This is a genomic window from Nonomuraea sp. NPDC004580 (assembly GCF_040609855.1).
Taxonomy (GTDB): Bacteria; Actinomycetota; Actinomycetes; order Streptosporangiales; family Streptosporangiaceae; genus Nonomuraea; species Nonomuraea salmonea.
The window spans coordinates 69,306-94,321 of the sequence record NZ_JBEXLH010000006.1 but is presented as its reverse complement, the minus strand read 5'-3'; the positions used below and the strand labels follow the sequence as shown (position 1 = coordinate 94,321).

General features: G+C 71.1%; 18 protein-coding genes. 7 read left to right on the top strand and 11 right to left on the bottom strand.

The annotated features are described in order from the left end of the window. Positions 1–46: 46 nt before the first annotated feature. The 5 genes from ABZW11_RS09845 to ABZW11_RS09825 all read left to right on the top strand — a co-directional run bounded on the left by ABZW11_RS09845 (position 47) and on the right by ABZW11_RS09825 (position 3,989). Positions 47–1,105, top strand: coding sequence for an ABC transporter ATP-binding protein (locus ABZW11_RS09845; RefSeq protein ID WP_355414601.1), 1,059 nt, complete (start codon positions 47–49; stop codon positions 1,103–1,105). Further along, the gene (locus ABZW11_RS09840; protein WP_355414599.1) at positions 1,098–1,778 is read left to right on the top strand and encodes an ABC transporter permease subunit; all 681 of its coding nucleotides are present in this window, start codon (positions 1,098–1,100) and stop codon (positions 1,776–1,778) included. The genes ABZW11_RS09845 and ABZW11_RS09840 overlap by 8 nt, the downstream gene beginning before the upstream one ends. Further along, positions 1,775–2,467 carry an ABC transporter permease gene (locus ABZW11_RS09835; protein ID WP_355414597.1) on the top strand — a complete coding sequence of 231 codons (693 nt, stop codon included), beginning with the start codon at positions 1,775–1,777 and terminating at the stop codon, positions 2,465–2,467. The genes ABZW11_RS09840 and ABZW11_RS09835 overlap by 4 nt, the downstream gene beginning before the upstream one ends. Before the next feature lie 39 nt (positions 2,468–2,506). Next, positions 2,507–3,433: an ABC transporter substrate-binding protein gene (locus tag ABZW11_RS09830; protein WP_355414595.1), complete on the top strand. Its 927-nt coding sequence runs from the start codon at positions 2,507–2,509 to the stop codon at positions 3,431–3,433. 73 nt (positions 3,434–3,506) lie between these two features. Then, complete coding sequence (locus ABZW11_RS09825) at positions 3,507–3,989, top strand: flavin reductase family protein (protein ID WP_355414593.1); 483 nt, start codon at positions 3,507–3,509, stop codon at positions 3,987–3,989. A 7-nt stretch (positions 3,990–3,996) separates the two neighbouring features. Here ABZW11_RS09825 and sppA read toward each other — a convergent pair whose 3' ends face one another. Together sppA and ABZW11_RS09815 are read right to left on the bottom strand one after the other, a co-directional pair. Then, entirely contained in the window at positions 3,997–5,694 is a 1,698-nt protein-coding gene (sppA, locus tag ABZW11_RS09820) for a signal peptide peptidase SppA (protein WP_355414591.1), read from the bottom strand. Positions 5,695–5,755: 61 nt separating this feature from the next. After that, the gene (locus ABZW11_RS09815) at positions 5,756–6,739 is read right to left on the bottom strand and encodes an NAD(P)-dependent alcohol dehydrogenase (RefSeq protein ID WP_355414589.1); all 984 of its coding nucleotides are present in this window, start codon (positions 6,737–6,739) and stop codon (positions 5,756–5,758) included. A gap of 189 nt (positions 6,740–6,928) precedes the next feature. Here ABZW11_RS09815 and ABZW11_RS09810 point away from each other — a divergent pair, with 189 nt between their 5' ends. After that, positions 6,929–7,618 (top strand): DUF2306 domain-containing protein, encoded by a 690-nt coding sequence (locus tag ABZW11_RS09810; protein ID WP_355414587.1) that lies wholly within the window; start codon positions 6,929–6,931, stop codon positions 7,616–7,618. Here ABZW11_RS09810 and ABZW11_RS09805 read toward each other — a convergent pair. The 6 genes from ABZW11_RS09805 to ABZW11_RS09780 all read right to left on the bottom strand — a co-directional run bounded on the left by ABZW11_RS09805 (position 7,508) and on the right by ABZW11_RS09780 (position 18,673). Next, positions 7,508–8,170 (bottom strand): response regulator transcription factor, encoded by a 663-nt coding sequence (locus tag ABZW11_RS09805; RefSeq protein WP_355414585.1) that lies wholly within the window; start codon positions 8,168–8,170, stop codon positions 7,508–7,510. The genes ABZW11_RS09810 and ABZW11_RS09805 overlap by 111 nt on opposite strands. Then, positions 8,167–9,366, bottom strand: a complete 1,200-nt coding sequence (locus ABZW11_RS09800; protein WP_355414583.1) for a histidine kinase — start codon at positions 9,364–9,366, stop codon at positions 8,167–8,169. Before ABZW11_RS09800 ends, ABZW11_RS09805 begins: the two co-directional genes overlap by 4 nt. 110 nt (positions 9,367–9,476) lie before the next feature. Beyond that, entirely contained in the window at positions 9,477–10,868 is a 1,392-nt protein-coding gene (locus ABZW11_RS09795) for a S8 family serine peptidase (protein ID WP_355414581.1), read from the bottom strand. 194 nt (positions 10,869–11,062) lie between these two features. Beyond that, positions 11,063–13,069: a S8 family serine peptidase gene (locus ABZW11_RS09790; RefSeq protein WP_355414579.1), complete on the bottom strand. Its 2,007-nt coding sequence runs from the start codon at positions 13,067–13,069 to the stop codon at positions 11,063–11,065. A 99-nt stretch (positions 13,070–13,168) separates the two neighbouring features. Continuing rightward, a complete protein-coding gene (gene glgB / locus ABZW11_RS09785; RefSeq protein WP_355414577.1) occupies positions 13,169–15,331 on the bottom strand; it encodes a 1,4-alpha-glucan branching protein GlgB in 2,163 nt (720 codons plus the stop codon). A gap of 147 nt (positions 15,332–15,478) precedes the next feature. Then, positions 15,479–18,673, bottom strand: coding sequence for a BTAD domain-containing putative transcriptional regulator (locus ABZW11_RS09780; RefSeq protein ID WP_355414575.1), 3,195 nt, complete (start codon positions 18,671–18,673; stop codon positions 15,479–15,481). 96 nt (positions 18,674–18,769) lie between these two features. On the opposite strand from ABZW11_RS09780, the gene ABZW11_RS09775 reads away from it, so the two are divergent. Continuing rightward, positions 18,770–19,630, top strand: coding sequence for an NAD(P)-binding domain-containing protein (locus tag ABZW11_RS09775; protein ID WP_355414573.1), 861 nt, complete (start codon positions 18,770–18,772; stop codon positions 19,628–19,630). A gap of 6 nt (positions 19,631–19,636) precedes the next feature. Here ABZW11_RS09775 and ABZW11_RS09770 read toward each other — a convergent pair whose 3' ends face one another. From ABZW11_RS09770 to ABZW11_RS09760, 3 genes are all read right to left on the bottom strand, one after another. Next, the gene (locus ABZW11_RS09770; RefSeq protein ID WP_355414571.1) at positions 19,637–20,968 is read right to left on the bottom strand and encodes an aminoglycoside phosphotransferase; all 1,332 of its coding nucleotides are present in this window, start codon (positions 20,966–20,968) and stop codon (positions 19,637–19,639) included. Between the two features lie 3 nt (positions 20,969–20,971). Further along, positions 20,972–22,672 (bottom strand): maltose alpha-D-glucosyltransferase, encoded by a 1,701-nt coding sequence (gene treS, locus ABZW11_RS09765; protein ID WP_355414569.1) that lies wholly within the window; start codon positions 22,670–22,672, stop codon positions 20,972–20,974. A 73-nt stretch (positions 22,673–22,745) separates the two neighbouring features. Then, positions 22,746–24,824 carry an alpha-1,4-glucan--maltose-1-phosphate maltosyltransferase gene (locus tag ABZW11_RS09760; RefSeq protein WP_355414567.1) on the bottom strand — a complete coding sequence of 693 codons (2,079 nt, stop codon included), beginning with the start codon at positions 24,822–24,824 and terminating at the stop codon, positions 22,746–22,748. Positions 24,825–25,016 lie beyond the last annotated feature (192 nt).

Here is a 25,016-nt window from a genome sequence, read left to right as displayed (position 1 = left end):
GGGGGCTGCGGCGCTGCCTCCCGAAGCCCGAAGCGAGAGTTCGCGCGTGATCACATTCGAATCCGTCACCAAACGCTATGCCGATGGCACGGTAGCCGTCGATCACCTCGACCTAGAGGCGCCCACGGGCGAGATCACCGTGCTCGTCGGCCCGTCTGGCTGCGGGAAGACGACGTCCCTGCGGATGATCAACCGGATGATCGACGCCTCGGAGGGCCGCATCCTCCTCGACGGCGTCCCGGTGCAGGGCATCGACCCGCCGACGCTGCGGCGGGGCATCGGCTACGTCATCCAGCAGGCCGGTCTCTTCCCCCACCGCAAGATCGTGGACAACGTCGCGACCGTCCCCTACCTGCTCGGCTGGGACCGCAAGAAGGCCCGCTCCCGGGCCATGGAGCTGCTCGAACGGGTCGGGCTCGACCCGGCGCTGAGCCAGCGCTACCCGTTCCAGCTCTCCGGCGGGCAGCAGCAGCGCGTGGGCGTGGCGCGGGCGCTGGCCGCCGACCCGCCGGTGCTGCTCATGGACGAGCCGTTCAGCGCGGTCGACCCCATCGTCCGTACGAGCCTGCAGGACGAGCTGCTGCGGCTGCAGAGCGAGCTGAACAAGACGATCGTGTTCGTCACCCACGACATCGACGAGGCCATCAAGCTCGGCGACCGGGTGGCGGTGCTGCGGGTGGGCGGCAAGCTGGCCCAGCTCGCCGACCCCAAGACGCTGCTCGCCGCGCCGGCCGACGACTTCGTCCAGGAGTTCCTCGGCCACGACAGGGGCATCAGGCGGCTGCAGTTCGTCTCCACCGAGGGGCTGCGGCTGCGTACGGACCTGACCGTGCCCGAAGACTCGGCGGCGGCCTCGCCCGAGCCCTGGCTGCTGGTCGTGACCGGCGACGGCCGGCCGGTGGGCTGGCGCACCGGCGAGCCTGGCGGCGAGCTGGAGCCGTTCGGCACCTTCCGGCACGGCCGCGACAGCATGCGCACCGCGCTCGACGCGGCGCTGCTGTCGCCCTCCGGCTACGCGGTGGCGCTCGACGCCGACGGCAAGGTGGCCGGCGTGGCCACCCGGCAGGCACTCGACGAGGCGCTGGCGGAGGCCGCAGATGGGTGACGGTCCTCCCTCTCTGTGGGAGTGGATCGGGCGCAACTGGGACACCGGCCGGGTCGACAGCATCAGCAACCTGCTCACCGACCACCTCGTGATGTCGTTCATGCCGATCCTGCTCGCGCTGGTCGTGGCGCTGCCGCTGGGCCTGGCCTGCGCGCGCTGGCGCTGGCTCTACCAGCCCACCTCCGGGCTGATGAACGTCATCTACGCACTGCCTTCGCTGCCCGTCTTCATGCTGCTGATCTCGGTGACCGGGCTGTCGCAGACCACGGTGATCATCCCGCTGGCCTTCTACGGCACGGCGGTGCTCATCCCCGCCGTGGTGGACGGCCTCGACTCGGTGCCCGACCACGTCCGCCAGTCGGCCGTCGCCATGGGCTTCACCCCGCTGCGCCGGCTGCTGGCGGTCGAGCTGCCCATCGCGGTGCCCGTGGTGCTGGCCGGGCTGCGGGTGGTCGCGGTCTCCAGCATCAGCCTGGTCAGCGTGGGCGCGCTCATCGGGCAGGGCGGGCTCGGCGGCCTGTTCACCCGGGCCTACCAGAACCCGTTCATGCCGCCGGTCATCACCGGCATCGTGCTCATCGTCGCGCTGGCGCTGGTCGCCGACGGCCTGCTGGTCCTCGCCCAGCGACTGCTGACCCCCTGGGTGCGCGCACGAAAGGGGACCGCGTCGTGACCTGGCTGACCTCCTTCCTCGGCTGGCTCGGCGACTTCTTCGGCGACCCCGCCAACTGGTCGGGCACCGGCGGCATCCCCGCCCGCCTGCTCGAACACCTGGAGTTCTCGGCGCTCGCGCTGCTGCTCGCGGCGCTGGTCGCGGTGCCGCTCGGCCTGCTGATCGGCCACACCGGGCGGGGCGAGGTGCTCGTCGTCGTCACCGCGAACCTGGCCAGGGCGCTGCCCACGCTGGGGCTGCTGGTGATGTTCGTGCTGCTGCTCGGCACCGCCTCCATCTGGCCGGTGATCATTCCGCTGGTGCTGCTGTCGGTGCCGCCGATCCTGGTCAACACCTTCGAGGGGATCAAGGGGGTCGATCCCGAGCTGCGCGACGCCGCGTACGGGATGGGGCTGCGCGGCGGGCAGGTGCTCGGGCGGGTGCTGGTGCCGGTGGCGCTGCCGCTGATCCTGCTGGGCTGCCGGTTGTCGGCCATCCAGGTCGTGGCCACCACGACGGTGGCGGCGTACACCGGGCTCGGGGGTCTCGGCCGTTATGTCATCGACGGTTTCGCGACCAAGGATTACGCGAGCGTTGTCGGTGGTTCCGTACTGATTGTGCTGTTCGCGCTCGTGGTGCAGGTGCTGTTCGCTCTCGCCCAGAGAGTGGCGGTCTCTCCGGGGGTGAGCCGGCGCCTGAAGGTTCGCTAGGTTTTTGCTGTATAACCTCCCGCTAAGAAGGGAAAAGTCATGAGACGCACGTACGGCATCGCGGGGGTGCTCCTGTCGGCGATGCTCGCGCTGACCGCCTGCGGTGGTGGTGGCTCCACCGGGGGCAACCCGCTCGACACGACGAGCGCGGCCCCCTCCGGCTCGGCTTCCGGCGCGGGAGGCAAGGCGATCGTCGGCTCCTTCGACTTCGACGAGAGCGTCCTGCTCGCCTCCATCTACGCCCAGGCGCTTGAGGCCAAGGGCGTGCAGGTGGAGGAGAAGCCGCGCATCGGCAGCCGCGAGGTCGTCTACGACCAGGTCAAGAGCGGCGGCCTGACGGTCGTCCCCGAGTACAACGGCAACCTGCTCGCCTTCGTCGACATCAAGGACACCTCGGTGACCACCGACGAGGTGAACGCGGCGCTGAAGGAGAAGCTGCCCGCCGAGCTCGAAGTGCTCGCCTCCTCGCCCGCCGAGGACAAGGACAGCCTGTCGGTCACCAAGGACACCCAGGCCAAGCAGTCGCTCAACACCATCGAAGACCTCGCCAAGGTCTCGAAGGACATGGTGCTGGGGGCTCCGCCCGAGTTCAAGAAGCGCTGGGAGTCGCGCTTCAAGGAGGTCTACGGGCTGGAGTTCAAGGAGTGGAAGCCGACCGGCCCCACCACGGCCGACGCGCTCAAGGACGGCTCCATCCAGGTCGGCAACGTCTTCACCACCGACCCCAAGATGACGACGAACAACCTGGTGCCGCTTGAGGACACCAAGAACATCTTCGCCGCCCAGAACGTGACCCCGCTGCTGCACAAGGCCTCCGCCGACGACACGATCAGGACCACCCTGAACGGCATCTCGGCCAAGCTGACCACCGACTCGCTGCTGCAGATGATGCAGAAGATCTCGGTCAACAAGGACGAGCCCGCTACGGTGGCCAAGGAATGGCTGAGCAGCAACGGCCTCGCCTGAGCGCCGTCACTTACGTCAGGGGCCTCCGCACGTGCGGAGGCCCGGCCAGTTGCCCGGTGGGGCGGGCGGCGCGGTGAGTGAGCTGTTCACGGAGGCGATGGCGCAGCTCGCGGCCGGCGTGGCGGTGGTGACCGCGCGCGACGGGCGCGACGACATCGGCACCACCGTGTCGGCGCTGATGTCGGTCTCGCTGGATCCGCCGCTGGTGCTGGTGAGCCTGGCCAGCCGCGGCTACCTCAACGAGGTGCTGCTGCGGCGGGACCGCTGGGCCGCCTCGCTGCTGTCGTCCGGGCAGGCGGCCGTCGCCAGCCGCTTCGCCACCGCGGGCCGGCCCAGCGCCCGCCTGCTCGTCGCCGGCACCCCGCACCACCGGGGGCCGCACACGGAGGCGCTGGTCGTCGAGGGCGGGGTGGCCGCCGTCGAGGCCGAGACCACCAAGGTCGTCGCGGCCGGCGACCACACGATCTTCATCGCCGCCGTCCTCGCCGTCGACTACGTCGACGCCACGAAGCAGCCGCTGGTACGCCTGCGCGGCCGCTACCGCTCCACTGGCTGAGGCCGCCTCAGCGGATCCGGTACCACGAGGGCAGGAGGAGCGGGCCGCCGGCGGGCAGGCCCAGCTCGGCCGAGAGGCGCGCGAGCGGCCCCCACGCGTCGAGCCGGATCCTGGCCAGCGCCGCCGACTTGTCCTCGCTGGACTCGGGCCCGCGCAGCCGTTCGAGCGGGTTGAGCCGGGGATAGGTGCGTACGGGCGCGTCGTCGGCCAGCCCGGTGCGCTTCCTGGCCAGCGCCAGCGCGTCCTCCAGGCCGCCCAGCTCGTCCACCAGCCCGTGGGCGTGCGCGTCGGCGCCCGTCCAGACGCGGCCCTTGGCCAGCTCGTGCGCCCGCTCGGGACTGAGGTCGCGGCTGCGGGCCACCTTGCCCACGAAGTCGTCGTAGATGCGGTCGAGCCAGGCGTTCACCCGCTCCCACTGCTCGGGCGAGAAGCCGCGCGAGGAGGAGAACATCCCGGCGTTGGCCCCCTCGGCCAGCAGCTCGGAGTTGACCCCGATCTTCTCCAGCAGCTCGGCCAGCACCGCCTTGCCGCCGTAGACGCCGATCGAGCCGGTCAGCGTGCCCGGCTGCGCCACGATCACGTCGGCGGCCATCGACACGAAGTAGCCGCCCGAGGCCGCCACGTCGCCCATCGACACGATCACCGGCTTGACCTTGCTCGTCAGCGTCACCTCGCGCCAGACGGTGTCGCTGGCCACGTAGGAGCCGCCGGGGCTGTCGACCCGGAACACCACGGCCTTGACGTGCTCGTCCCGCCGGGCGGCGCGCAGCGAGGCGCTGATCGTGTCGGAGCCCATCGCGCCGCCACCGCCGAGCGGGCTGCGTCCGCTGCGGCCGCTTTTGATCATGCCGGTGCCGTGGACGAGCGCGATGCCGTCGGCCATGGGCTGGGGCAGCTTGCGTACGGAGGCGCCACGGGCGTAGCGGGAGACGTACAGGAGGTGTGCGTCCTCGCCCGCGGCGCGCTTGAGCTCGTCGTAGACCTCGTCGCGGTAGGCCAGCCCGTCGACCAGCCCCGCCTCCTTCGCCTCGGCGGCGGTGAACGGCCCGCGGTCGATCAGCTCGCGCACCTTGCCGGGGTCGAGCCGGCGGCCGTCGGCGATGCCCGCGACGACCGTCTCGGTGACCGACTCCAGGATGCGGGCCGCCGACTCGCGGTGGGCCTCGGTCATGTGGTCCTGGGTGAAGGTGTTGACCGCCGTCTTGTACTCGTGCCGCTGGCCGGCCTCGTAGCCGATGCCGAGCTTGGTCAGCGCGCCCTTGACGAACCGCTGCTCCATGGCGAGGCCGGTCAGCCCGACGTCACCGCTCGGCTGCAGGTAGAGGCGCTCGAAGGCCGTGGCGAGGTAGTAGGGGACGGTGCCGCCGCCGAACTCGCCGAACGTCTCCGCGTACGCGACCGTCAGCTTGCCCGACGCCCGGAACCTGATCACCGCCTGGCGCAGCTCCTGCACCATGGCGAGGCCCAGCGGGTTGCCGCCGACCTTCACGACCAGCGCCCTGACCTTCGGGTCCTGGCGGGCCCGCTTGAGCCCGGACAGGACGTCGGTCAGGCGCGGCTTGCGCATCGACAGCACAGCGGCGAGCGGATCGGACGGTGGGCCCTCGGTGAGCCCCTCGGTCAGATCGAGCTCCAGCACCAGCGGGGCCGTACGCCGCTGGCGGAGCTTGCCGACGGTTTCGAAGATCGCCTTGCCTGCGTCCATAGAAGCCACCCTAAGCGACACAATTCGAAATGCGGCCTTGGCGGACCAGGGGTTCCCCGGCTCACACCGTGAGGACGACCTTGCCGGTCGCGTGCCCCTCCTCCTGGTAGCGCATCGCGGCCCGCAGCTCGCCGAACGCATAGGTGCTGTCGATCACCGACCGCACCTTGCCGTCCTCCATGAGCCCGGCCAGCTCGTCCAGGTTGCGGCGGATCTCGGGGCAGCCGACGACGTTCGCCACGACGGCCCGCTGCGAGACGAAAGTGGACGCCGCGGCCGTCCCGATGAGCTGCCCCATCGGCTGCACCCACCGCCCCGGGGAGCCGCCGATGAGCACGCACACGCCCTTGGGCCGCAGCACCCGCCGGCACTCGCGGAACTTCCTGTTGCCCGCGATGTAGAGCAGGGAGTCGTACGGCCGGCCGCCCCTGGTGAAGTCCTCCTTGGCGTAGTCGATCACCTCGTCCGCGCCGAGCGTGCGCATCAGGTCCGCGTTCCTGCCGCCGCACACGGCCGTGACGTGTGCCCCGTACGCCTTGGCGAGCTGCACCGCGAACGTGCCCACCCCGCCGGACGCGCCGTTCACCAGCATCCGGTGCCCCGGCCTGACCTTGGCGTGGTCGCGGATCGCGAGCAGCGCCGTCATGGCGGCCAGCGGCACGGCCGCCGCCTCCGCGAACGACAGGTGGTGCGGCTTGCGCGCGACCTTGTCCGCGGGGATGGTGACGTACTCGGCGAACCCGCCGCCCTCGGGCATCGACCACACCTCGTCGCCCGGCGCGAACTCCGTCACCCCCTCGCCGGCCGCGACCACGACGCCGGAGACGTCCGCGCCCAGGACGCCGAGATGCGGCCGGCGCAGGCCGAGCGGACCCACCAGGCGGGCCATCAGCGGCTCGCCGCGCATCAGGTGCCAGTCCCAGGGCTGGACGGACGCGGCCTTGACCTGGACCAGGACCTCGCCCGGGCCGGGGGCCGGGCGGTCGAGGTCGGTGAGGTCGAGCACGTCGGGGGAGCCGTACCGGCGGAGGACCCAGGCCTTCATCGCGCATCTCCTTCTGCTGGTTCGCTGCGCTGACGGCCTCAGTGTGAGCGCGGGACCAGGGGCGGCGTAACGGCCGTAAGCGGGATCGTCCGGCGGCCGAAAGTACGATGTGCGAGCCCGCCGAACGGCCCCAGGGAACGGACCCCGGGACCGATGCCCCGGTGCGGTCCGCGCGGTCACCATCGCAGCATGAGAACTCCAGGTGGATGGGCGGTGCCCGCCGGGCTGATCGCGTTGGGGCTCGTGCCCGTGGTGGCCGGGGTGCTGCGGGTGGGCGACCTGCCGGGGGAGGCGGCGCATGGGGTGCCGCTGGCGCTGCACGTCACGGCGTCGCCGCTCTACACCGTGCTCGGCGCCGTCCAGTTCGCGCCGGGGTTCCGGCGGCGCAGGCGCGGGTGGCATCGGGCGGCCGGGCGGGTGCTGGTCGTGGCGGGGCTCGTGTCGGCGCTGTCGGCGGTGTGGATGACGCTGTTCGCGCCGCTCCCGCCGCGCGACGCGGGCCTGCTCACCGCGTTCCGGCTGGTGTTCGGGACGCTCATGGCGGTCGCGCTCGTCCGCGGCTTCGCCGCCATCCGGCGCCGGGACGTCCGCCGGCACCGGGCCTGGATGACCCGCGCTTACGCGATCGGCCTCGGCGCCGGCACCCAGGCGTTCACCCTGGGGATCTGGGAGGCGGCGGCGGGACCGCCGGACGCCTTCGCCCGCGCCCTGCTCCAGGCCGCCGGCTGGGTGATCAACCTGGCCGTCGCCGAATGGGGGATCCGCAGGTCAGCGCCGCACCCGGCGGGTCTCGTACGCCCACATGGCGATCTCCACCCGGTTGCGGACCCCGAGCTTGGTCATCAGGCTGGCGACGTGACTCTTGACCGTGCTGAGTGAGATGTGCAGCTCGTCGGCGATCTCGCTGTTCGTCCGCCCGCGTGCCACGGTGAGCAGGATCTCCTCCTCCCGCTCGGTCAGCGGCTCGACCGGCTGCGCGAGCGGCTGGGCGGGCCCCGTGCCGGCGAACGTGGACAGCAGCCTCGCCGTGACGTTCGGGGCGATGAGCGCGTCGCCGGCCGCGGCCGCGCGTACGGCCTGGGCCAGCAGGTCGGGCCCGGCGTCCTTGAGCAGGAATCCGCGGGCGCCGGCCCTGAGCGCCGCGTAGACGTACTCGTCCAGGTCGAACGTCGTGATGACGACCACCGCGAGCGGGTCGGCCACGTCGGGCCCGGCCAGCCGCGCGGTCGCCTCGATGCCGTCGCAGCTCGGCATGCGGATGTCGAACAGGCACACCTCCGGCCGCAGCCGCCTGGCCAGCTCGACCGCCCGCGCGCCGTCACCGGCCTCGGCGATCACCTCGATGCCGGGCTGCGCGTCGAGGATCATCCGCAGCCCCGTACGCGCGATCTCCTGGTCGTCCGCGACGATCACCCGAATGGGCTCGCTCACGCCTGTCCTCCCGCCCACCGCTCCGTCCGGCTCGCGGCCGGTCGCCTGCCGAGCTCCGCCTGAGGTCCGGAGCGCGGCAGCACGGCGCTGACCGTCCAGCCGCGGCCCGGGTTGGGTCCCGCCTCGCAGGTGCCGCCCAGCAGGTCGGCGCGCTCCGCCATGCCGAGCAGCCCGTACCCGGACGAGATCACGGGACGGCCGGCGGTGCTGTCGCCGTCGTCGCTCACCTTCACCCGCACCGACGTGTCGTCCACCGTCACCCGCACGTCGATCCTGGTGGCGTGCCTGGCGTGGCGGCGGGCGTTCGTGACGGACTCCTGGGCGATCCGGTAGACCGCCGCGCCCACCGACGGCGGCACGCCGCCGAGGTCGCCGTCGATCTCCAGCACCACGACGGGCCCGGTGCCGGACGGCCGTCCCGCGAGCTGTTCGAGGTCGGCGAGGCGCGCGTTGGGCGTCCGCTCGGCGACCTGGTCCCTGCGCAGCACCCGCACCATGGCGCGCATCTCGGCGAGCGTGCGCGACGCCTCGGCCTCGATCACCCGCAGCGCGTCCACGGCCGCTCCCGGATCGGTGGCGGCGGTCGCGATGCCCGCCTGCGCCCTGATGGCCATCGCCGAGACATGGTGGGCCACGGTGTCGTGCAGGTCGCGGGCGAGTTGCTCGCGTTCGAGCAGCTTGACCTGGTCGAGCTCGCGCATCCTGGCCCGGGTGAGGAAGCGGAAGGTCGCGCCCAGCGCGAACACCGCGAACACGGCGCTGAACGCCCCGAGCACGTCGCCCGGCGCGATGACCCCCGAGACGGCGGCGGTGAGCACCGCGAGCACCATCAGCCCGAGCGCGGCCAGCGCCTCACGCCCGCTGCCCCAGCGGGCGGGCGCGTGGAGCAGGAGCAGCACGTACGCCGAGGCCGTCAGCTCCGACAGGTCGGCCCCGGTGGTGAGCTGGATCAGGCCCGTCAGCACGATGGGCACGGCCAGGGCGAGCAGCGGATGCGTGCGCCGCACCAGCAGGGTGGGCAGCAGCGCCAGAGCGAAGATCATGGACAGCGGGCGGTGCTGCAGGTCGTCCCTGAGCAGGCCCTCCAGCACGATGGCCGGCACGAGCAGGCCCACCAGCACCCAGTCGTGCCACACCCGGCACGGGGGATCGGGCGGGCGGGGCTCGCTCCAGATGGAGCGTAAGAAGCCGGGCACGTGCACATCGTACGTTCCCGCGCCGCCGGCGGTTCTCAGCCCCCCGGCGGCGAGGTGACAGGGCCGGTCATCGCCGGAGCGCTGGAGCGTTCGTAGCGGCTGCTCCGCGCTCAGAGCCGGGGGTCCATGCCGGCCTGGGCCGTGGTGGTGGCGCGTTCCAGGTCGATCCTGGAGGTGACCACCGGCGTGCCCGAGGCGTCGAACTGGATCGCCGTCCCGGTGTCCCGCAGGCGCTGCAGGCTCTGCGCGACCGTGAAGTCCGGGTTGGCCTGGCGCAGCAGCGCGAACGCCCCCGCGACGTGCGGCGCGGCCATCGAGGTGCCGCTCTTGTCCCCGTACGCGTCGTCCGGCACCGCCGAGTTGATGGCCACGCCCGGCGCGAACAGGTCCAGCAGCGGCCCCCTGTTCGTGAACGAGGCCAGCCGGTCACCGTCGTCGGTCGCCCCCACGGCGATGGCCGTGGAGATGCAGGCCGGCGAGGCCACCGCGTTGGCGAACCCGCTGTTGCCGGCCGCGACCACGGGCGCCACGCCCAGGTTCACCAGCGCGTCGAACTCCGGCTTGACGCCCGCGGCGGTCGGGTCGCTGTCGCACGCCTCCGAGTACGGCGTCCCGCCGCCCAGGCTCATGTTCACCGCGGCGACGTTGTGCCTCCTGACCACCCGCGAGACGTACTCGAGCGCCAGCTTCTGGTCGGAGGTGTAGCTGAGGAAGCAGGGCGCGGTGCTGCCCCGCAGCGCGCAGGTCAGGGCGTTGTCCACGCGGCTGAACACCTGGATGGGCAGCAGCCGCGCCTCGGGGGCGACGCCGTTGGCGGGCGCGCCCTCGGTCATCTTGCCCGCCGCGATGCCCGCCACGTGGCTGCCGTGCGAGCACGCGTTCTGCCCGTTGACCAGGCACTGCGCGGTCTCGGCGTCGGCCGCGCCAGGCCCGGTCTGGCTGGGCTGGTTGTTGGGGCAGAGCGAGACCGTGCCGTCGGCGGCGCTGGCGGAGGAGAAGCAGGCTTCGTCCACGATGCGCCCGGTGAAGAACGGGTGGTCCCGGTCGATCCCGGTGTCGAGCACGGCGATGGTGGTGCCGGTGCCGTTCCAGCCCGCCGCGTTCGCCCGGTTCGAGCGGATCAGGGCGGTGCTGACGTCGAGAAAGGGCATGCTCAGCTCGTCCTTGTAGACCGAGTGCACGCGACTGTCCTGCTTGAGCTTGTCGAGCGTGCGCCTGTCCACCTCGGCGACGAAGAAGTGCGGTGAGCCCGTCGCCTCGACGATGCGGCTGCCGTCGGACGCCTGCTCCAGGTCGGCGGCCACCGCCTGCACGCTCTGACCTGGTTTGAGCTGGATGATGGAGCGGACCCGGCTCTTCGCCTGCACCTCCGAGGCCAGCGCCGGGCTGATGATCGGATCGCCCGTGTCGGCGGCGTCGGCGTGGAATGCGGGGGCCGCGTAGAGCACGGCTGATGTCAGGGCCAGCGTCGCCGCGCCGGCCAGCAGAGACCGTAGCCTCACTTGTTCCTCCCGGAGGCTGGAGCCGTGAAGCGCGTCCGGCTCCCGGCTGATTACAGCCGCTACCTCCCCGCCTGTGACAACTGTGATGTCAGTGGCGTATGTGAGGCAGAGAAACGATGGAGGGTTCTTTACGGGGAATCGGGAGAAGAGAAGAAGGCCGGTCCACATTCGACCGGCCTTCTCGCTACATGTGGCTATTTGACGGTTTTGAGGATGTTCGTGGTGGCTTTCTTCAGCGCCGTCGCGGACGGCTTGCTCGACAGGCGCACCTTTTCCGCCGCCGTCAGCGCCTTGGTGCCGTTCGTGCCGTGCGCCCAGTTCAGCCAGGCCGTCAGCAGCGCGCCGTCCAGCTTCGCCTTGCCGCTGCTCGTCCCCCTGATCACCCGGTACGCCTTGCCCAGCGACGACGCCTTGGTCAGCTCGGGGAACACCTTGCTCGACTTCGCGACCAGCTTCAGATAGCAGGTCAGCGTCTCGTCGGACAGCTTGCCGCTGCTGCGGTGCAGCTCCACGGCCCATTTCTTGGCGCTGAGCTTCGTGGCCCCGTTTCCGGCCGCGGTGCCCCGCGTGCACACGGCCGCCGCCGGCGCCGCGGGCGCCGCCGTCTGCGTCACGGTCACCGTGACCGTCACCGTCGGCAGCGGTACGGGGCTGGGCGGCGTCGAGGGCTGGTCACCCGGCTCCTCCGGCTGCGGCGTGGGGCCGCTGCTGTCGGTCGGGTTCGGCTCCAGCTCACCGGGCGGCGGCTCGGGCGCCGGGCTCTGCGAGACCGGCGGCTGCGTGGTGGCCCCCGCAATGGCCGCCGCCAGGTCCAGGCGCGGCGTGGTGACCTGGGCGCCGGCGGCCTCGTACACGTACGGGCGGCCGGTGGTCTTCAGCTTCTCGATCAGCTCGGTCATCGGCGCCGCGGGGTTCGCCTCGCGCATCAGCGCCAGCGCGCCCGCCACGTGCGGGGTGGACATCGAGGTGCCGCTGTAGGCGGCCGTCGCGTCGTCCGGCACCGCCGAGGTGATGTCCACGCCCGGCGCGAACAGGTCGAGCAGCGGGCCCCGGTTCGAGAAGTCGGCGATGCGGTCCTCGTTGTCGTTCGCGCCGACCGCCACCGCCGTCGAGACGCAGGCGGGGTGCGCCACGCCCTCGTAGTACTCGTTGCCCGCCGCCACCACGGTCGCGATGTTCTTGGCCAGCAGGGCGTCGATCGTCTCCTTGAAGACGGCGCCCTCCGGCTCGGTGTCGCAGTTCGTGTCGTACAGCCAGCCGCCCAGGCTCAGGTTCACCGCGGCGATGGGCTTGGCGACGTTCAGATCCCTCACGTACTCGAGGGCCCGGCGCAGCGACGACTCGTACGCCATGAGGCAGGCCGCCTCGCCGCACAGGTCCTCGTCGTTGATCCGGCTGAACACCTGCACCGCCACGATACCCGCGCCCGGTGCGACGCCGCCGGTGCCGGCCGCGATGCCCGCGACATGCGAGCCGTGGTCGCACATGTTCACCGAGCCCAGCAGGCACTTCGGCGTGGTCGCCGAGGCCGCGTCGCCGCCGACCTGCTCGGGCTGGTTGTTCGGGCAGAGCGACTCGACGCCCGCGTCCTCGGTCGCCGAGAAGCACGCCTGCGCCAGGATCCGGCCCTGGAACCACGGGTGGTCCACGTCGATGCCGGTGTCGATGACCGCCACGGCCTGGTTCGCGCCGGTGTTGCCGCCCTGGTGAACCTGGTCGGCGCCGATCAGCGAGAGGTTCGGGGTGACCTCGGCCGGGCTGTAGAGGCGGTCGCGGTGGATGGAGGAGACGCGCGGGTCCGCGGCCAGCTTGGCCAGCTCCGCGGCGGTGCCCTCGACCACCATGAACGACTGGTCCTGCGGCTGCGGCAGCACGTCCACGCTCTCGGCCGCGGCCCGCGTGGCCACGGGGGCGTGCTGGGCCGGGTCGGTCAGCTCGACGATGGCCCGCTCGGTGCCGCCGTCGACGCCTAAGCCCTCCTCGACCTTCTCCTCGGGGGTCTTGGGCGTCTCCTGTGGCGGCGGAGGCGTCTCCTCAGGGGCCGGCTGGGTGACCGGCTGGGTGACCGGCTGGGTGACCGGCGGGGTGACGGGCTGGGTGACGCCCGGGGTGGGCGCCGGCGTCGGATCGGCGTACGCCGGGCCCGCGAGCGGCAGCAGGGCCAGCGCGATCGAGGTCACGAACAAGGGGCGGAATCGCACGCGTCCTCCGAGAGGGGATGATCTCGGAGTTTAGGGTGATTTTCCGGGCAGGCACAGGCCCTCGCCCCGCTTTCTCACCGAACTTTCAGCAGCCGCCCCTCAATCGTTCAGCCGGCTGCCCGGGTGGGTGAGCCAGACCGCGCCGAGCGGCGGCACCCGCAGCGTCGTCGAGTACGGCAGCCCGTGCCACGGCTCGTCCCCGGCTTCGACCAGCCCCATGTTGCCCACACCGCTGCCCCAGTAGTCGTAGGCGTCGGTGTTGACCGTCTCCGTCCACTGCCCCGCGTACGGAAGCCCCAGCCGGTAGTTCTCGTGCGGCCCGCCACTGAAGTTGACCACGCACGCCACCGCCGACCCGTCGTTCGCATAGCGGACGAACGAGAACGTGTTACCCGAGGCGTCGTCGGCGTCGATCCACCGGAACCCCTCCGGCCTGGAGTCCTGCTCCCACAGCGCGGGGGTCTCGCGGTAGATCCTGTTGAGGTCGCGGACCAGCCGCTGCACGCCCTGGTGCCCGTCGAACTCCAGCACCCACCAGTCGAGCCCGCGGCTCTCCGACCACTCCGAGCCCTGACCGAACTCGCCGCCCATGAACAGCAGCTGCTTGCCCGGATGCGCCCACATGAACGCCAACAGCGCCCGGAGCTGCGCGAACCGCTGCCACTCGTCGCCGGGCATCTTCCCCAGCAGCGAGCCCTTGCCGTGCACGACCTCGTCGTGGGAGAGGGGCAGCACGTAGTTCTCGGAGTAGGCGTACAGCAGCGAGAACGTCATCTTGTGGTGGTGGTACTGGCGGAAGATCGGCTCGTGGCGCAGGTATTCGAGCGTGTCGTGCATCCAGCCCATGTTCCACTTGAAGCCGAAGCCCAGCCCGCCCAGGTGCACCGGCCGCGAGACCCCCGGCCAGGCCGTCGACTCCTCCGCCACCGTCGAGATGCCGGGCGCCTCGCGGTAGCAGACCGCGTTCATCTCCTTGAGGAACTCGACCGCGTCGAGGTTCTCCCTGCCGCCGTAGACGTTCGGCGTCCACTCGCCCTCGCGGCGCGAGTAGTCGAGGTAGAGCATCGAGGCCACCGCGTCCACCCGCAGGCCGTCGATGTGGAACTCCTTCAGCCAGAACAGCGCGTTGGCCACCAGGAAGTTGCGCACCTCCCTGCGGCCGAAGTCGAAGACGTACGTGCCCCAGTCGGGGTGCTCGCCCCTGGCCGGGTCGGCGTGCTCGTACAGCGGGGTGCCGTCGAAGCGGGCCAGCGCCCAGTCGTCCATCGGGAAGTGCGCGGGCACCCAGTCGAGCAGCACGCCGATGCCGCGCTGGTGCATGCGGTCCACGAAGTGGCGGAACTCGTCGGGCGTGCCGAACCTGGCGGTCGGCGCGTAGTAGGAGGTCACCTGGTAGCCCCACGAGCCGCCGAACGGGTGCTCGGCCACCGGCAGCAGCTCCACGTGGGTGAAGCCCAGGTCGGCGGCGTACTCGGAGAGCTGGTCGGCGAGCTCCACGTACGACAGGCCGGGCCGCCACGACCCCAGGTGCACCTCGTAGATGCTCATCGGCCCGGTCTGCGGCTGCTGCTCGCGCCGCTCGACCATCCAGGCGTCGTCCTGCCAGCTGTAGTCGGACTTGTCGATCACCGAGGCGGTCATCGGCGGCACCTCGGTGCGCCGCGCCATCGGGTCGGCCTTGTCCCGCCACACGCCGTCGGCGCCCAGGATCTGGTACTTGTACCGCTGCCCGGCCCCGAGCCCCGGCACGAACAGCTCCCACACCCCCGAACGGCCGAGCGAGCGCATGGGGTAGGCGGTGCCGTCCCAGTGGTTGAAGTCGCCGACCACCCTGATGCCGCGCGCGTTGGGCGCCCAGACGGCGAACGCGGTGCCCTCGACGTCCTCGTGCTCCATCACGCGGGCGCCGAGCGCCTCCCACAGCCGCTCATGCCGTCCTTCGCCGATGAGGTGCAGGTCCACCTCGCCGAGCGTCGGCCAGTGCCGGTAGGGGTCGAGCATCTCGATCGGCTCGCAGCCCTGATACTTCACGCTCAACGTGTACGCCGGCACCTTGTCCAGCCCCGGCACGGTGACCTCGAACACACCGTGGGCCCGGTGTTTCATGTCGTGGGCAGAGCCGTCCTCGAACACCACGCGCACCCGCTCGGCGAGCGGGCGCAGCGCACGGAACACCACCCCGCCGCTGACGGGGTGCGCTCCGAGCACGGAGTGCGGGTCGTGGTGCGCGCCGCCCGCGAGGCGGTCGAGCTCTGTCCTCATCGGCATGCTCCCAACACTGCCCTATGATGACCGTTCCTCCCAGGCACTGCCCGCTTTCACCCTGACAATCACTGCAAGTGCGAAAAACAGGGGTTGTTCTTGGGTTTAGACAAAAGGTGCACTAGGGATGCTTTCCGGCGTTGCACGCTAAACGGTGTCCTCCAGGGAGAGGGCGGCGCCTGCCGCCAGGGCGGTCGCGAACGCCTCCCGGCCCAGCGCCGTACGGACGGCCGTCGTGATCCGGTCCACGTCACCCCGCTCGCCCGGCGGCAGCGGCGCGCCCACCGACTCCCTGAGCGCGGCGGCCCGGCCGAGCAGCCGCGCCGCCTCCTCAGGACGGCCGCCGAGCGCCCGCGCGCCCGCCAGACCTTCGAGGGCGAGCGCCGTCGCCCGCGGGTCGCCGACCTTGCGGGCCATCGCCAGGCCCTGGAGCTGCAGGTCGAGGGCGGCCGCCGGGTCGCCGCGTTGCTCGGCCACGAACCCCAGCTCGGCCAGGATCAGCGCCGCCCCCGGATCGCCCGCCACGTCCGCGACCCAGGCCAGCCACGCACGCAACCGCCGCTCTGCCTCGTCCAGCCGGCCCTGCCTGCGCGCGCTCAACGCCAGCCCCAGCTCGGCGAACTCCTCGGCGGGCCGGTTCGACTGCGCCACCGCCAGCCGCCTGGCCCGCTCGTGGTAGTCGTCCGCCCGCGCGTGGTCGCCGGTCAGCAGCGCGACCCGGCCCAGCCTGGACAACGCGTCCGGCACCGTGCTCCACAGGCCCAGCTCCTCCGCCAGCCCCAGCACCTCGGTACGCAGCGCCGCCGCCCGCTCGTAGTCGCCGGCGATCTCGGCCAGCGTCCCCAGGTTCTCCGCCGCCCGCAGCTCACCCCACCGGTCCCCGGCCACCCTGAACATCGCCAGCCCGCGCTCGGCGTGATCGCGTGCGGTGCCGAGCTCGCCGAGCAGGCCGGCGTGCCGCCCGAGCACCGTCAACGCGGCAGCGGTACCCCACTCGTCGCCCAGCTCGCCGAACTCCGCCAGCGCCGCCCGCATGAGGCCCACGCTCGCCGACAGATCGTCGTACCCGTACAGGGCGTACCCGACGAACCACCGCACCCGCGCCCGCCGCCCCCGATCGGCGATCTCCTCGAACCGCAGGCGATCCACCGGCACGAGCCTTCCCGCCAGCAGCGTCACCCCCGCCAGCCACGCTTCGGCCTCCGCCGCGCCGGAGCCGTCCGTGCCCAGGGACAGGGCGGGGGACAGGGCCGGGGACAGGGCCGGGGACAGGACCAGAGACAGGGCGGACTCCAGGGCGCGCCTGGCTTCGCCGAGCCTTCCGCGCAGCACCCAGTACCAGGCCAGGGAGTTGACCAGGCGCAGCGCCTCGGCCGCCGCCCGCGTCCTGACCGCCGTCTCCAGCGCCGCCCGCAGGTTTGCGCCCTCGGCGTCGAGGCGGGCGAGCGCCTCCCGCTGGCCGTGGCCGCGCAGGTGCGGCTCCAGTCGTTCGGCCAGGCCGGCGTAGTGGCGTACGTGCCGCAGCCGCACCCCTTCCAGCTCTCCGGCCGCCTCCAGCCGCTCCACGCAATACGCCGCCACCGACTCCAGCAGCCGGTACCGCGCCTCGTGAGGCGCCGATCTGACCACGAGCGAGCGGTCCACCAGGCGGGCCAGGAGGTCGAGCACGTCGAGGCCGGGTTCGGCGCAGACGTCCTCGGCCGCCTCCAGCGTGCAGCCGTCGGCGTGCACGGCCAGGCGGCGCAGCACCATCCGCTCGGCGTCCGTCAGCAGCTCCCAGCTCCAGTCGATCATCGCCCGCAGCGTGCGCTGCCTGGCCGGCGCGTCGCGCATCCCGGAGGCGAGCACCCTGAACCGGTCGTCGAGCCGCTCCACGAGCTGCCTCGGCGTCAGCGTCCGCATCCGCGTGGCGGCCAGCTCCAGCGCGAGCGGGATCCCGTCCAGCCGCGCACAGATCTCCGCCACGTCGGGATCGGGAGCGACCGAGGCGCGGGCGGTGAAGAGGGTGACCGCCGCGTCCAGGTCCAGCGGGGGCACGGCGTAGATGGCCTCGCCCTCGATGCGCAGCGGCTCCTGACCGGTGGCCAGCACCCGCAGGCGGGGCGCGGCCCGCAGGAGCCGGGCGGTCAGCTCGGCGACCTGCTCGATCACATGCTCGCAGTTGTCCAGCACCAGCAGCGTGGCCCGGCCGGCCAGGGCGGCGGGCAGACGGTCCTGAAGCGAGCCCGGGACGCCGTCGCGGGGCCCGGGCGGGTGGTTCTGGAGGGTGTCTGGGGTGTCGTCGCGTAGGCCGAGCACGGCGGCGATGGCCTCCGCGACCTCGACCACCCGCGCCTCAGGCCGGAGCGCGGCCAGTTCGACGAGCCAGGCGCCGTCGAAGGGCGTCTCGTGCTGAGCGGCGGCGGCCAGGGCGAGACGGGTCTTGCCGACGCCTCCGGGGCCGGTGAGGGTGACGAGCCGGTGATCGCGGAGGAGAGCGCGCACCTCGGACACCGCCGTATCCCGCCCGACCAGGGGAGTCAGGGGAGCGGGGAGGTTCGTACCGGGCCGCGCCTCGGGTGGCGGCGCGCCCGGTCGCACGGCGGTCGAACCTCGGGTGGGCGCGTTCGTGAGGGCCGGGTCCTGGCGGAGGACGGCTTGGTGGAGGGCCGCCAGGTCGGGGCCGGGTTCCAGGCCCAGCTCGTCCTTGAGCCGGCGGCGGAGGTCCTGGTAGGCCTCCAGGGCCTCGGTGGGGCGGCCGGCGCCGTAGAGGGCGCGCATGTGGGCGGCGCGCAGGCGTTCCCGCAGCGGATGGGCGGTGATGAGGTCGGGGAGATCGGCGGCGACCAGCGCGTGCTCGCCCAGCCCGAGACGGGTCTCGGCCAGCTCCTCGTACGCCACCAGCCGCTGCTCGTCGAGCCTGGCCACGGCGGCGACGGCGAAGGGCGCATCGGCGAACTCGGCGTAGGCCGGGCCCCGCCACAACCCGAGCGCCTCGCGGAGCAGGGCGGCGCGTTCGTCCAGGGCGGCGGTGTGCCGGGCGCGCCGCAGCAGCGACTCGAACAGGGCGGCGTCCACGGACGCGGGCTCGACGCGCAGCGCGTACCCGGGCGGCCGGTACGCGACCAGCTCCCGCTCACCCAGTGCCCGGCGCAGCTGCGACACCTTGACCCGCAGCGCGGCGGCCGCGTCGGCGGGCGGCCGCCCGTCCCAGAGGTCCTCGACGAGCCGGTCGGCGGAGACGGTACGCCCGGGGTCGACCAGCAGCCTGGCCAGCAGCGCGCGGACCTTGACCTCGGGCACCCGCACCGCACGCCCGTCCGCCGACCAGACCGCGAGCGGCCCCAGCACCCCGAACCGCATCCGAAGAACCCCCATAACCAACTCAGAACCCGACCATAACCGCCCACCAGCAGCCTGGATCCCGACGCACCATCCTCATTCAGAAGGAACACCGAAATGTCGGAAAATATCTCCGTTCTGGGCCTCGGCCTCATGGGCACCGCGCTCGCCAAGAGCCTGCTCGCCGCCGGCCACCAGGTCACGGTCTGGAACCGTACGCCCGCCAAGGCCGGCCCCCTCGTCGCCGAGGGCGCGAAGCAGGCGGCGACCCCGGCGGAGGCGGTGGCGGCCGGCCCGCTCGTCATCGCCTGCCTGCTCGACAGCCGGTCCGTGACGGCCACGCTGGAGGGCGCCGAGCTGGAGGGCCGGGTCATCGCGAACCTCACCACCAGCCGCCCCGCCGAGGCCCGCGAGGTGGCGGCCCTGGTGACCGAGCGCGGCGGCGATTACCTGGCCGGCGGCATCATGGCCGTGCCCCAGATGATCGCCACGCCGGGTGCCCTCATCCTCTACAGCGGCTCCAAGACCGCCTACGACCGCTACGAGCAGGCGCTGTCTGCCATGGCCCGCCCCCAGTACACGGGCGCGGACCCCGGGATGGCGCCGCTGCTCGACCTCGCGATGCTGACCGGCATGTACGGCCAGACCGCCGGCTTCCTGGAGGCCGCCGCCCTGGTGCGCTCGGCGGGCTACCCGCTGCGGGACTTCACCTCCGGCCTGCTGGTCCCGTGGCTGAACGCGATGGCCGCCCAGCAGCCGGCGGAGGCGGAGAAGATGGAGTCGGGCGACCACAGCACCGACGTCTCCAACCTGGAGATCAACAGGTCCGGCGTGGCGAACCTGGTGCGCGCGTTCCACGAGCAGGGCGTGCGGCCCGACCTGCTGCTGCCGATGCAGGAGATCCTGGAGCGCCGCGTGGCGCGCGGCCTGGCGCACGAGGGCCTGTCGGGGCTGGTCGAGGAGCTGGTCTCGGACTGACGGCGGTCACGCCGCGCGCGGGCGGAAGGCGGCCAGGGGGATCGGCATCCAGGTGGGGCGGTTGCGGGCCTCGTACACGACCTCGTACACCGCCTTGGACAGCTCGAACGCCCGCAGCAGCGCCGCGTCGGCGGCGTTGATGACGCCGCCGCCCTCGGTGTAGCCATCGAGAAAGGCGGCGCGGTTGCGGTCGGCCCACTCCTGCGCCCGGGGCTCCAGCTGCTCGGCCTCGGAGTGGCCGAGCAGCAGGTGCCGGGCCGCGTAGTCGAACGAGCGCAGCATGCCGGCCACGTCGCGCAGCGGCGAGTAGAGGGCGCGGCGCTCGGCGAGCGGCTGTCCTGGTTCGCCCTCGAAGTCAAGAATCACCCAGTCCGTCGGGGTTCGCATGACCTGCCCGAGATGGAAGTCTCCGTGAACCCGTTGCACGGACACCTCGGTGGTGAGCAGTTCCACCTGGTGGTAGGCGGCCTCAATGGCACTCACATGCTGCCGCAGCTCGGGCACCTCGGCCACGGCCCGGCCCAGCCGCCGCCTGAACCCCTCGGCCATGCGCTTGACCTCGTGGATCTCGACCACGCTGGTGGGGAAGGCGGCGGCCAGCTCGTGGTGGACGCGCGCGGTGGCGACCCCCAGCCGCAGCGCCTCGGCCGCGAAGTCGCCGCCCGCCTCGCCGGCCGGCACCTCGGGCAGTGAGGCGTACAGGTCGCGCACGCTGGCCAGGGCGAGGTCCCAGCCGTCGTTGGCGGGGGTGAGGAACTCCTGCGTGATCGCGAGCGTGGTGTCCGTGCCGTCGAGGTCGGCCTCGATCCACCCGTACGGCTGCGCGATGTGCGGCGCGTTCCTGGCCGCGAGCGCGGTGATGATCTCCAGCTCGGGGTTGACGCCGGGGATGAGCCGGCGGAAGAGCTTGCAGATGTACGCGTCCCCGAACACCAGCGAGGTGTTGGACTGCTCGGCCCCCAGCACGAGGCTGCGCGGCGAGGTGTCCACGGTGTGCCCAGGCACGTGCCGCATGCGCAGGCCGTTGCGGGTCCCGTCGGCCGCCATGCCTTCGAGCAGCACGTGCATCAGGTCGCTGTCGTAAACCGCGTCGTAGAGGTAGGTGGCGTCCTGGGTGCCGATGAGGGCGTGGGAGAGCCGATCCGGCAGGTCGTCACGCTCGCCCAGCAGCAGCTGGTAGCGGTCGCGCGAGCCGTCCTGCCAGACGGCCACGATGAGGTGCCGCAGCCCGGCGGCGAGCTCGACGTCCGCGTCGATCGACAGGTCGTCGATCGGGCGCCCCTTGCCGCCGAACCAACGCTGACGGCTGATCCATGCGGCAAGGAGCTCATCAAGCACGTCCTACTCCTCCTGGGTGATGGCCGGCGGGAGTGTGAACCAATAGAACCCATGCCCGGGAAGCGTCAAAAGATACGGAAGCTCGCCAATTGCCGGAAATGGAACGCCGCCCATGGTCTCCACGGGCGACACGCCGACGAACCTGCGCAGGTCGAGCTCCACCGGCTGCGGGAAGCGTGACAGGTTGTTCACGCACAGCATCCGGTCGTCGCCCAGCTCCCGGACGAACGCGAGCACGCTGGGGTTGGAGGAGTTGAGCTCGGCGTAGCCGCCCAGCCCGAAGACCGGGTGGCGCTTGCGAATCTCGATCATGCGGCGGGTCCAGTGCAGCAGCGAGCCCGCGTTCTTCTGCTGGGCCTCGACGTTGATGGCCTGGTAGCCGTAGATCGGGTCCATGATGACCGGCAGGTAGAGCCGGCCGGGGTCGCAGTCGGAGAAGCCGGCGTTGCGGTCGGGGTCCCACTGCATGGGGGTGCGCACGCCGTCGCGGTCGCCGAGCCAGATGTTGTCGCCCATGCCGATCTCGTCGCCGTAGTAGAGCACGGGGGAGCCGGGCAGCGACAGCAGCAGCGCGGTGAACAGCTCGATCTGGTTGCGGTCGTTCTCCAGCAGAGGGGCCAGGCGGCGGCGGATGCCGACGTTCGCCCGCATGCGGGGGTCTTTGGCGTACTCGGTGTACATGTAGTCGCGTTCTTCGTCCGTGACCATTTCGAGGGTGAGCTCGTCGTGGTTACGGAGGAAGATCCCCCATTGGCAGTTTTCCGGAATTTTCGGAGTTTGGGCCAAAATTTCGGAAATGGGGAAGCGCGATTCCCTGCGGACGGCCATGAAGATCCGGGGCATCAGCGGGAAATGGAAGGCCATGTGGCATTCGTCCCCGCCGCCGACCGGGTCGCCGAAGTACTCCACCACGTCCGACGGCCACTGGTTGGCCTCGGCGAGCAGCACCCGGTCGGGGTAGAGGCGGTCCACCTCGGCCCGCACCTGCTTGAGGTACTGGTGGGTCTTCGGCAGGTTCTCGCAGTTGGTGCCCTCCTCCTCGAAGAGGTACGGCACCGCGTCCAGCCGGAACCCGTCGATGCCCAGGTCCAGCCAGAACCGCAGGACCTCCAGCATCGCCTCCTGCACGTCCGGGTTGTCGTAGTTGAGGTCGGGCTGGTGGTGGAAGAACCGGTGCCAGTAGTACTGGCCGCGTACGGGGTCGTACGTCCAGTTCGACGTCTCGGTGTCGATGAAGATGATCCGGGCGTCCTGGTACTTCTCATCCGTGTCGGACCAGACGTAGAAGTCCCCGTACGGCCCCTCGGGGTCGTGCCGGGACGCCTGGAACCAGGGATGGGCGTCGCTGGTGTGGTTCATGACCAGGTCGGCGATGACCCGCATGCCGCGTTTGTGCGCCTCATCGACCAGTCGTACGAAGTCCCCGAGATCGCCGAACTCGGGCAGGATCTTCATGAAGTCCGAGATGTCGTAACCGCCGTCGCGCAGCGGCGAGTCGTAGAGCGGCAGCAGCCAGAGGCAGTCGACGCCCAGCCATTGCAGGTAGTCGAGCTTGCTGATGAGGCCCCTGATGTCGCCGGTCCCGTCGCCGTTGGAGTCGGAGAAACCCCGGATCAGGACCTCGTAGAAGACCGCGCGCTTGTACCAATGGGGATCGCGCGGTTTCTCCTCGTCAAAGGTGTTGGGAATGGGTGTGGAGCTCATGAGCCGCCTCGCAGGAGGCTCATGAGGGAGGCGCTTTCACACACGTCGAAGACTCCCCGCTGAATTCAGTTTCTTACCGTGGCGCGGCTCGTACGGTGAGGATGTGGGCAGGCTGGATGTGGGGGTCGAGGCGTACATAGTTGCTCTGCCGCCAGCGGTACGACTCGCCTGACAACTCGTCGTCGACGACGAACTCGGCGTTCCAGTCGAGCCCGAGTGCAGGCAGGTCGAGTTCTACAGTCGCCTCGTGGGTGTGATGTGGATCGAGGTTGATGACCGCCAGAACGACGTCGCCCAGCCCGTGCCTTCGTGTGGCCGTGTCATAGGCGCCCGGGAGCCGTTTGGAGAAGCAAACGATGTCCGGTTGGTCGACCCTGTGGAACCGTAGATTACGCAATTCTTGCAGTGCGGGATGCGCTCTTCGGAACAAATTCAGGTGAGTGATGAAGGGGGCGAGGGTGCGTCCTTCACGTTCGGCCGCAGCCCAATCGCGCGGTTTGTACTGATATTTTTCGCTATCCAGGTATTCCTCGCTCCCGGGCCGAACCGGCACGTTCTCGAAGAGTTCGTAACCGGAGTAGACGCCCCAGGTCGGCGACGCCAGCGCGGCCAGCACCGCCCTGATCTTGAATGCGGGGACGCCGCCGTGCTGCAGGTATTCGTGCAGGATGTCCGGAGTGTTGACGAACAGGTTCGGACGCAGGTAGGCCGAGGTCTCCTTGGCCAGCTCGGTCAGGTAGCTCTCAACGTCCCATTTACTGTTTTTCCAGGTGTAATAGGTATAGGACTGGTGAAAACCGGTCTTCGCCAGCGTACGCATCATCGCCGGCCGCGTGAACGCCTCAGAGAGGAAGATCACATCGGGATCGGTGCGATGCACGTCGGCCAGCAGCCGCTCCCAGAACGCCACCGGCTTGGTGTGCGGGTTGTCCACCCGGAAGATCCGCACCCCGTGGTCCATCCAGTGCCGCAGCACCCGCTTGACCTCGTTGTAGATCCCCTCGGGGTCCTTGTCGAAGTTGATCGGGTAGATGTCCTGGTACTTCTTGGGCGGGTTCTCGGCGTAGGCGATCGACCCGTCGGCCCTGATCGTGAACCACTCCGGGTGCTCCTTGACCCACGGATGGTCGGGCGAGCACTGCAGCGCGAAGTCCAGCGCCACCTCCATGCCCAGGGCCCTCGTCCGCTCCACGAACTCCTCGAAGTCCTCGATCGTGCCGAGGTCGGGGTGGATCGCGTCGTGGCCGCCGTCCTCGGAGCCGATCGCCCACGGCGAGCCAGGCTCGTCGGGCTCGGGGCTCAGCGTGTTGTTGCGCCCTTTGCGGAACGTGGTGCCGATCGGATGGATGGGCGGCAGATAGACGACGTCGAAGCCCATCTTGGCGATCGCGGGCAGCCGCTTGGCGGCCGTCTGGAACGTGCCGGACTTGGAGACGCCGTTCTCGTTGGCCACCGCCCCCTCTGACCTGGGGAAGAACTCGTACCAGGAGCCGTAGAGCGCGCGGCGGCGGTCCACTCTCACCTTGTGCGACTTCGACCTGGTCACCAGCTCGCGGAACGGATGCGCCTCCAGCAGCGCGGCCGTCTCGGGGAGCTGGGCGATGGACAGCCTGGCCCGCGGGTCGAGGCTCTCGTCACGCAGCGTGGCGGAGATCGACAGCAGGGCGGCGCGGTGGCCGCACGCGCTGTCGCCGTTCCCGTTCCCGTTCTGGTGCTGCCTGGTGGTCCTGGCGCTCTCGGCGTTGGGGCAGTCGGCCGGGCGTACGGCCTTGGCCGCCCGCTCGAACAGCCGGGCGCCCTCCTCGCACATCAGGTCGACGTCCATGCCGCGCGGGATCTTGATCTCCGCGTCGTGCAGCCAGGTCGAGATCGGGTCGCTCCACGCCTCCACGCGGAACAGCCAGTCGCCTTCGGCGGGCAGGCACACCTCGACGGCCCAGCGGTCGGTGCCGGGCGCCAGCTCGCGCATCGGTCTCAGGCGCCCGCGCTGTCCGTCGGGCGCGGTGAGCACCACGCCCGCCGCGACGGCGTCGTGGCCCTCTCTGAACACGGTCGCCGAGACCTCGAAGGTCTCGCCGGCGACCGCCTTGGCGGGCCACTGCCCGCAGTCGACGACGGGGGAGATGTCCGTGATGGGAATTCGTCCGATCATCGCATTCAAGGGTTTGCGGCGGTACTCCCGGTACCGCCGGAGGCTTCCCTGGCAGGAACGATCCTTGCATGTAAATTGTGGACAGCAGCGGATAGACCTCCCCGGACTGTGTGCGGGAAGGCTCAACAACCTGGAAAGTTGCCCCAATAGTCGCTCTTCATGCTTGTTCCCGGAAGGGGTTTGAACGGCCTT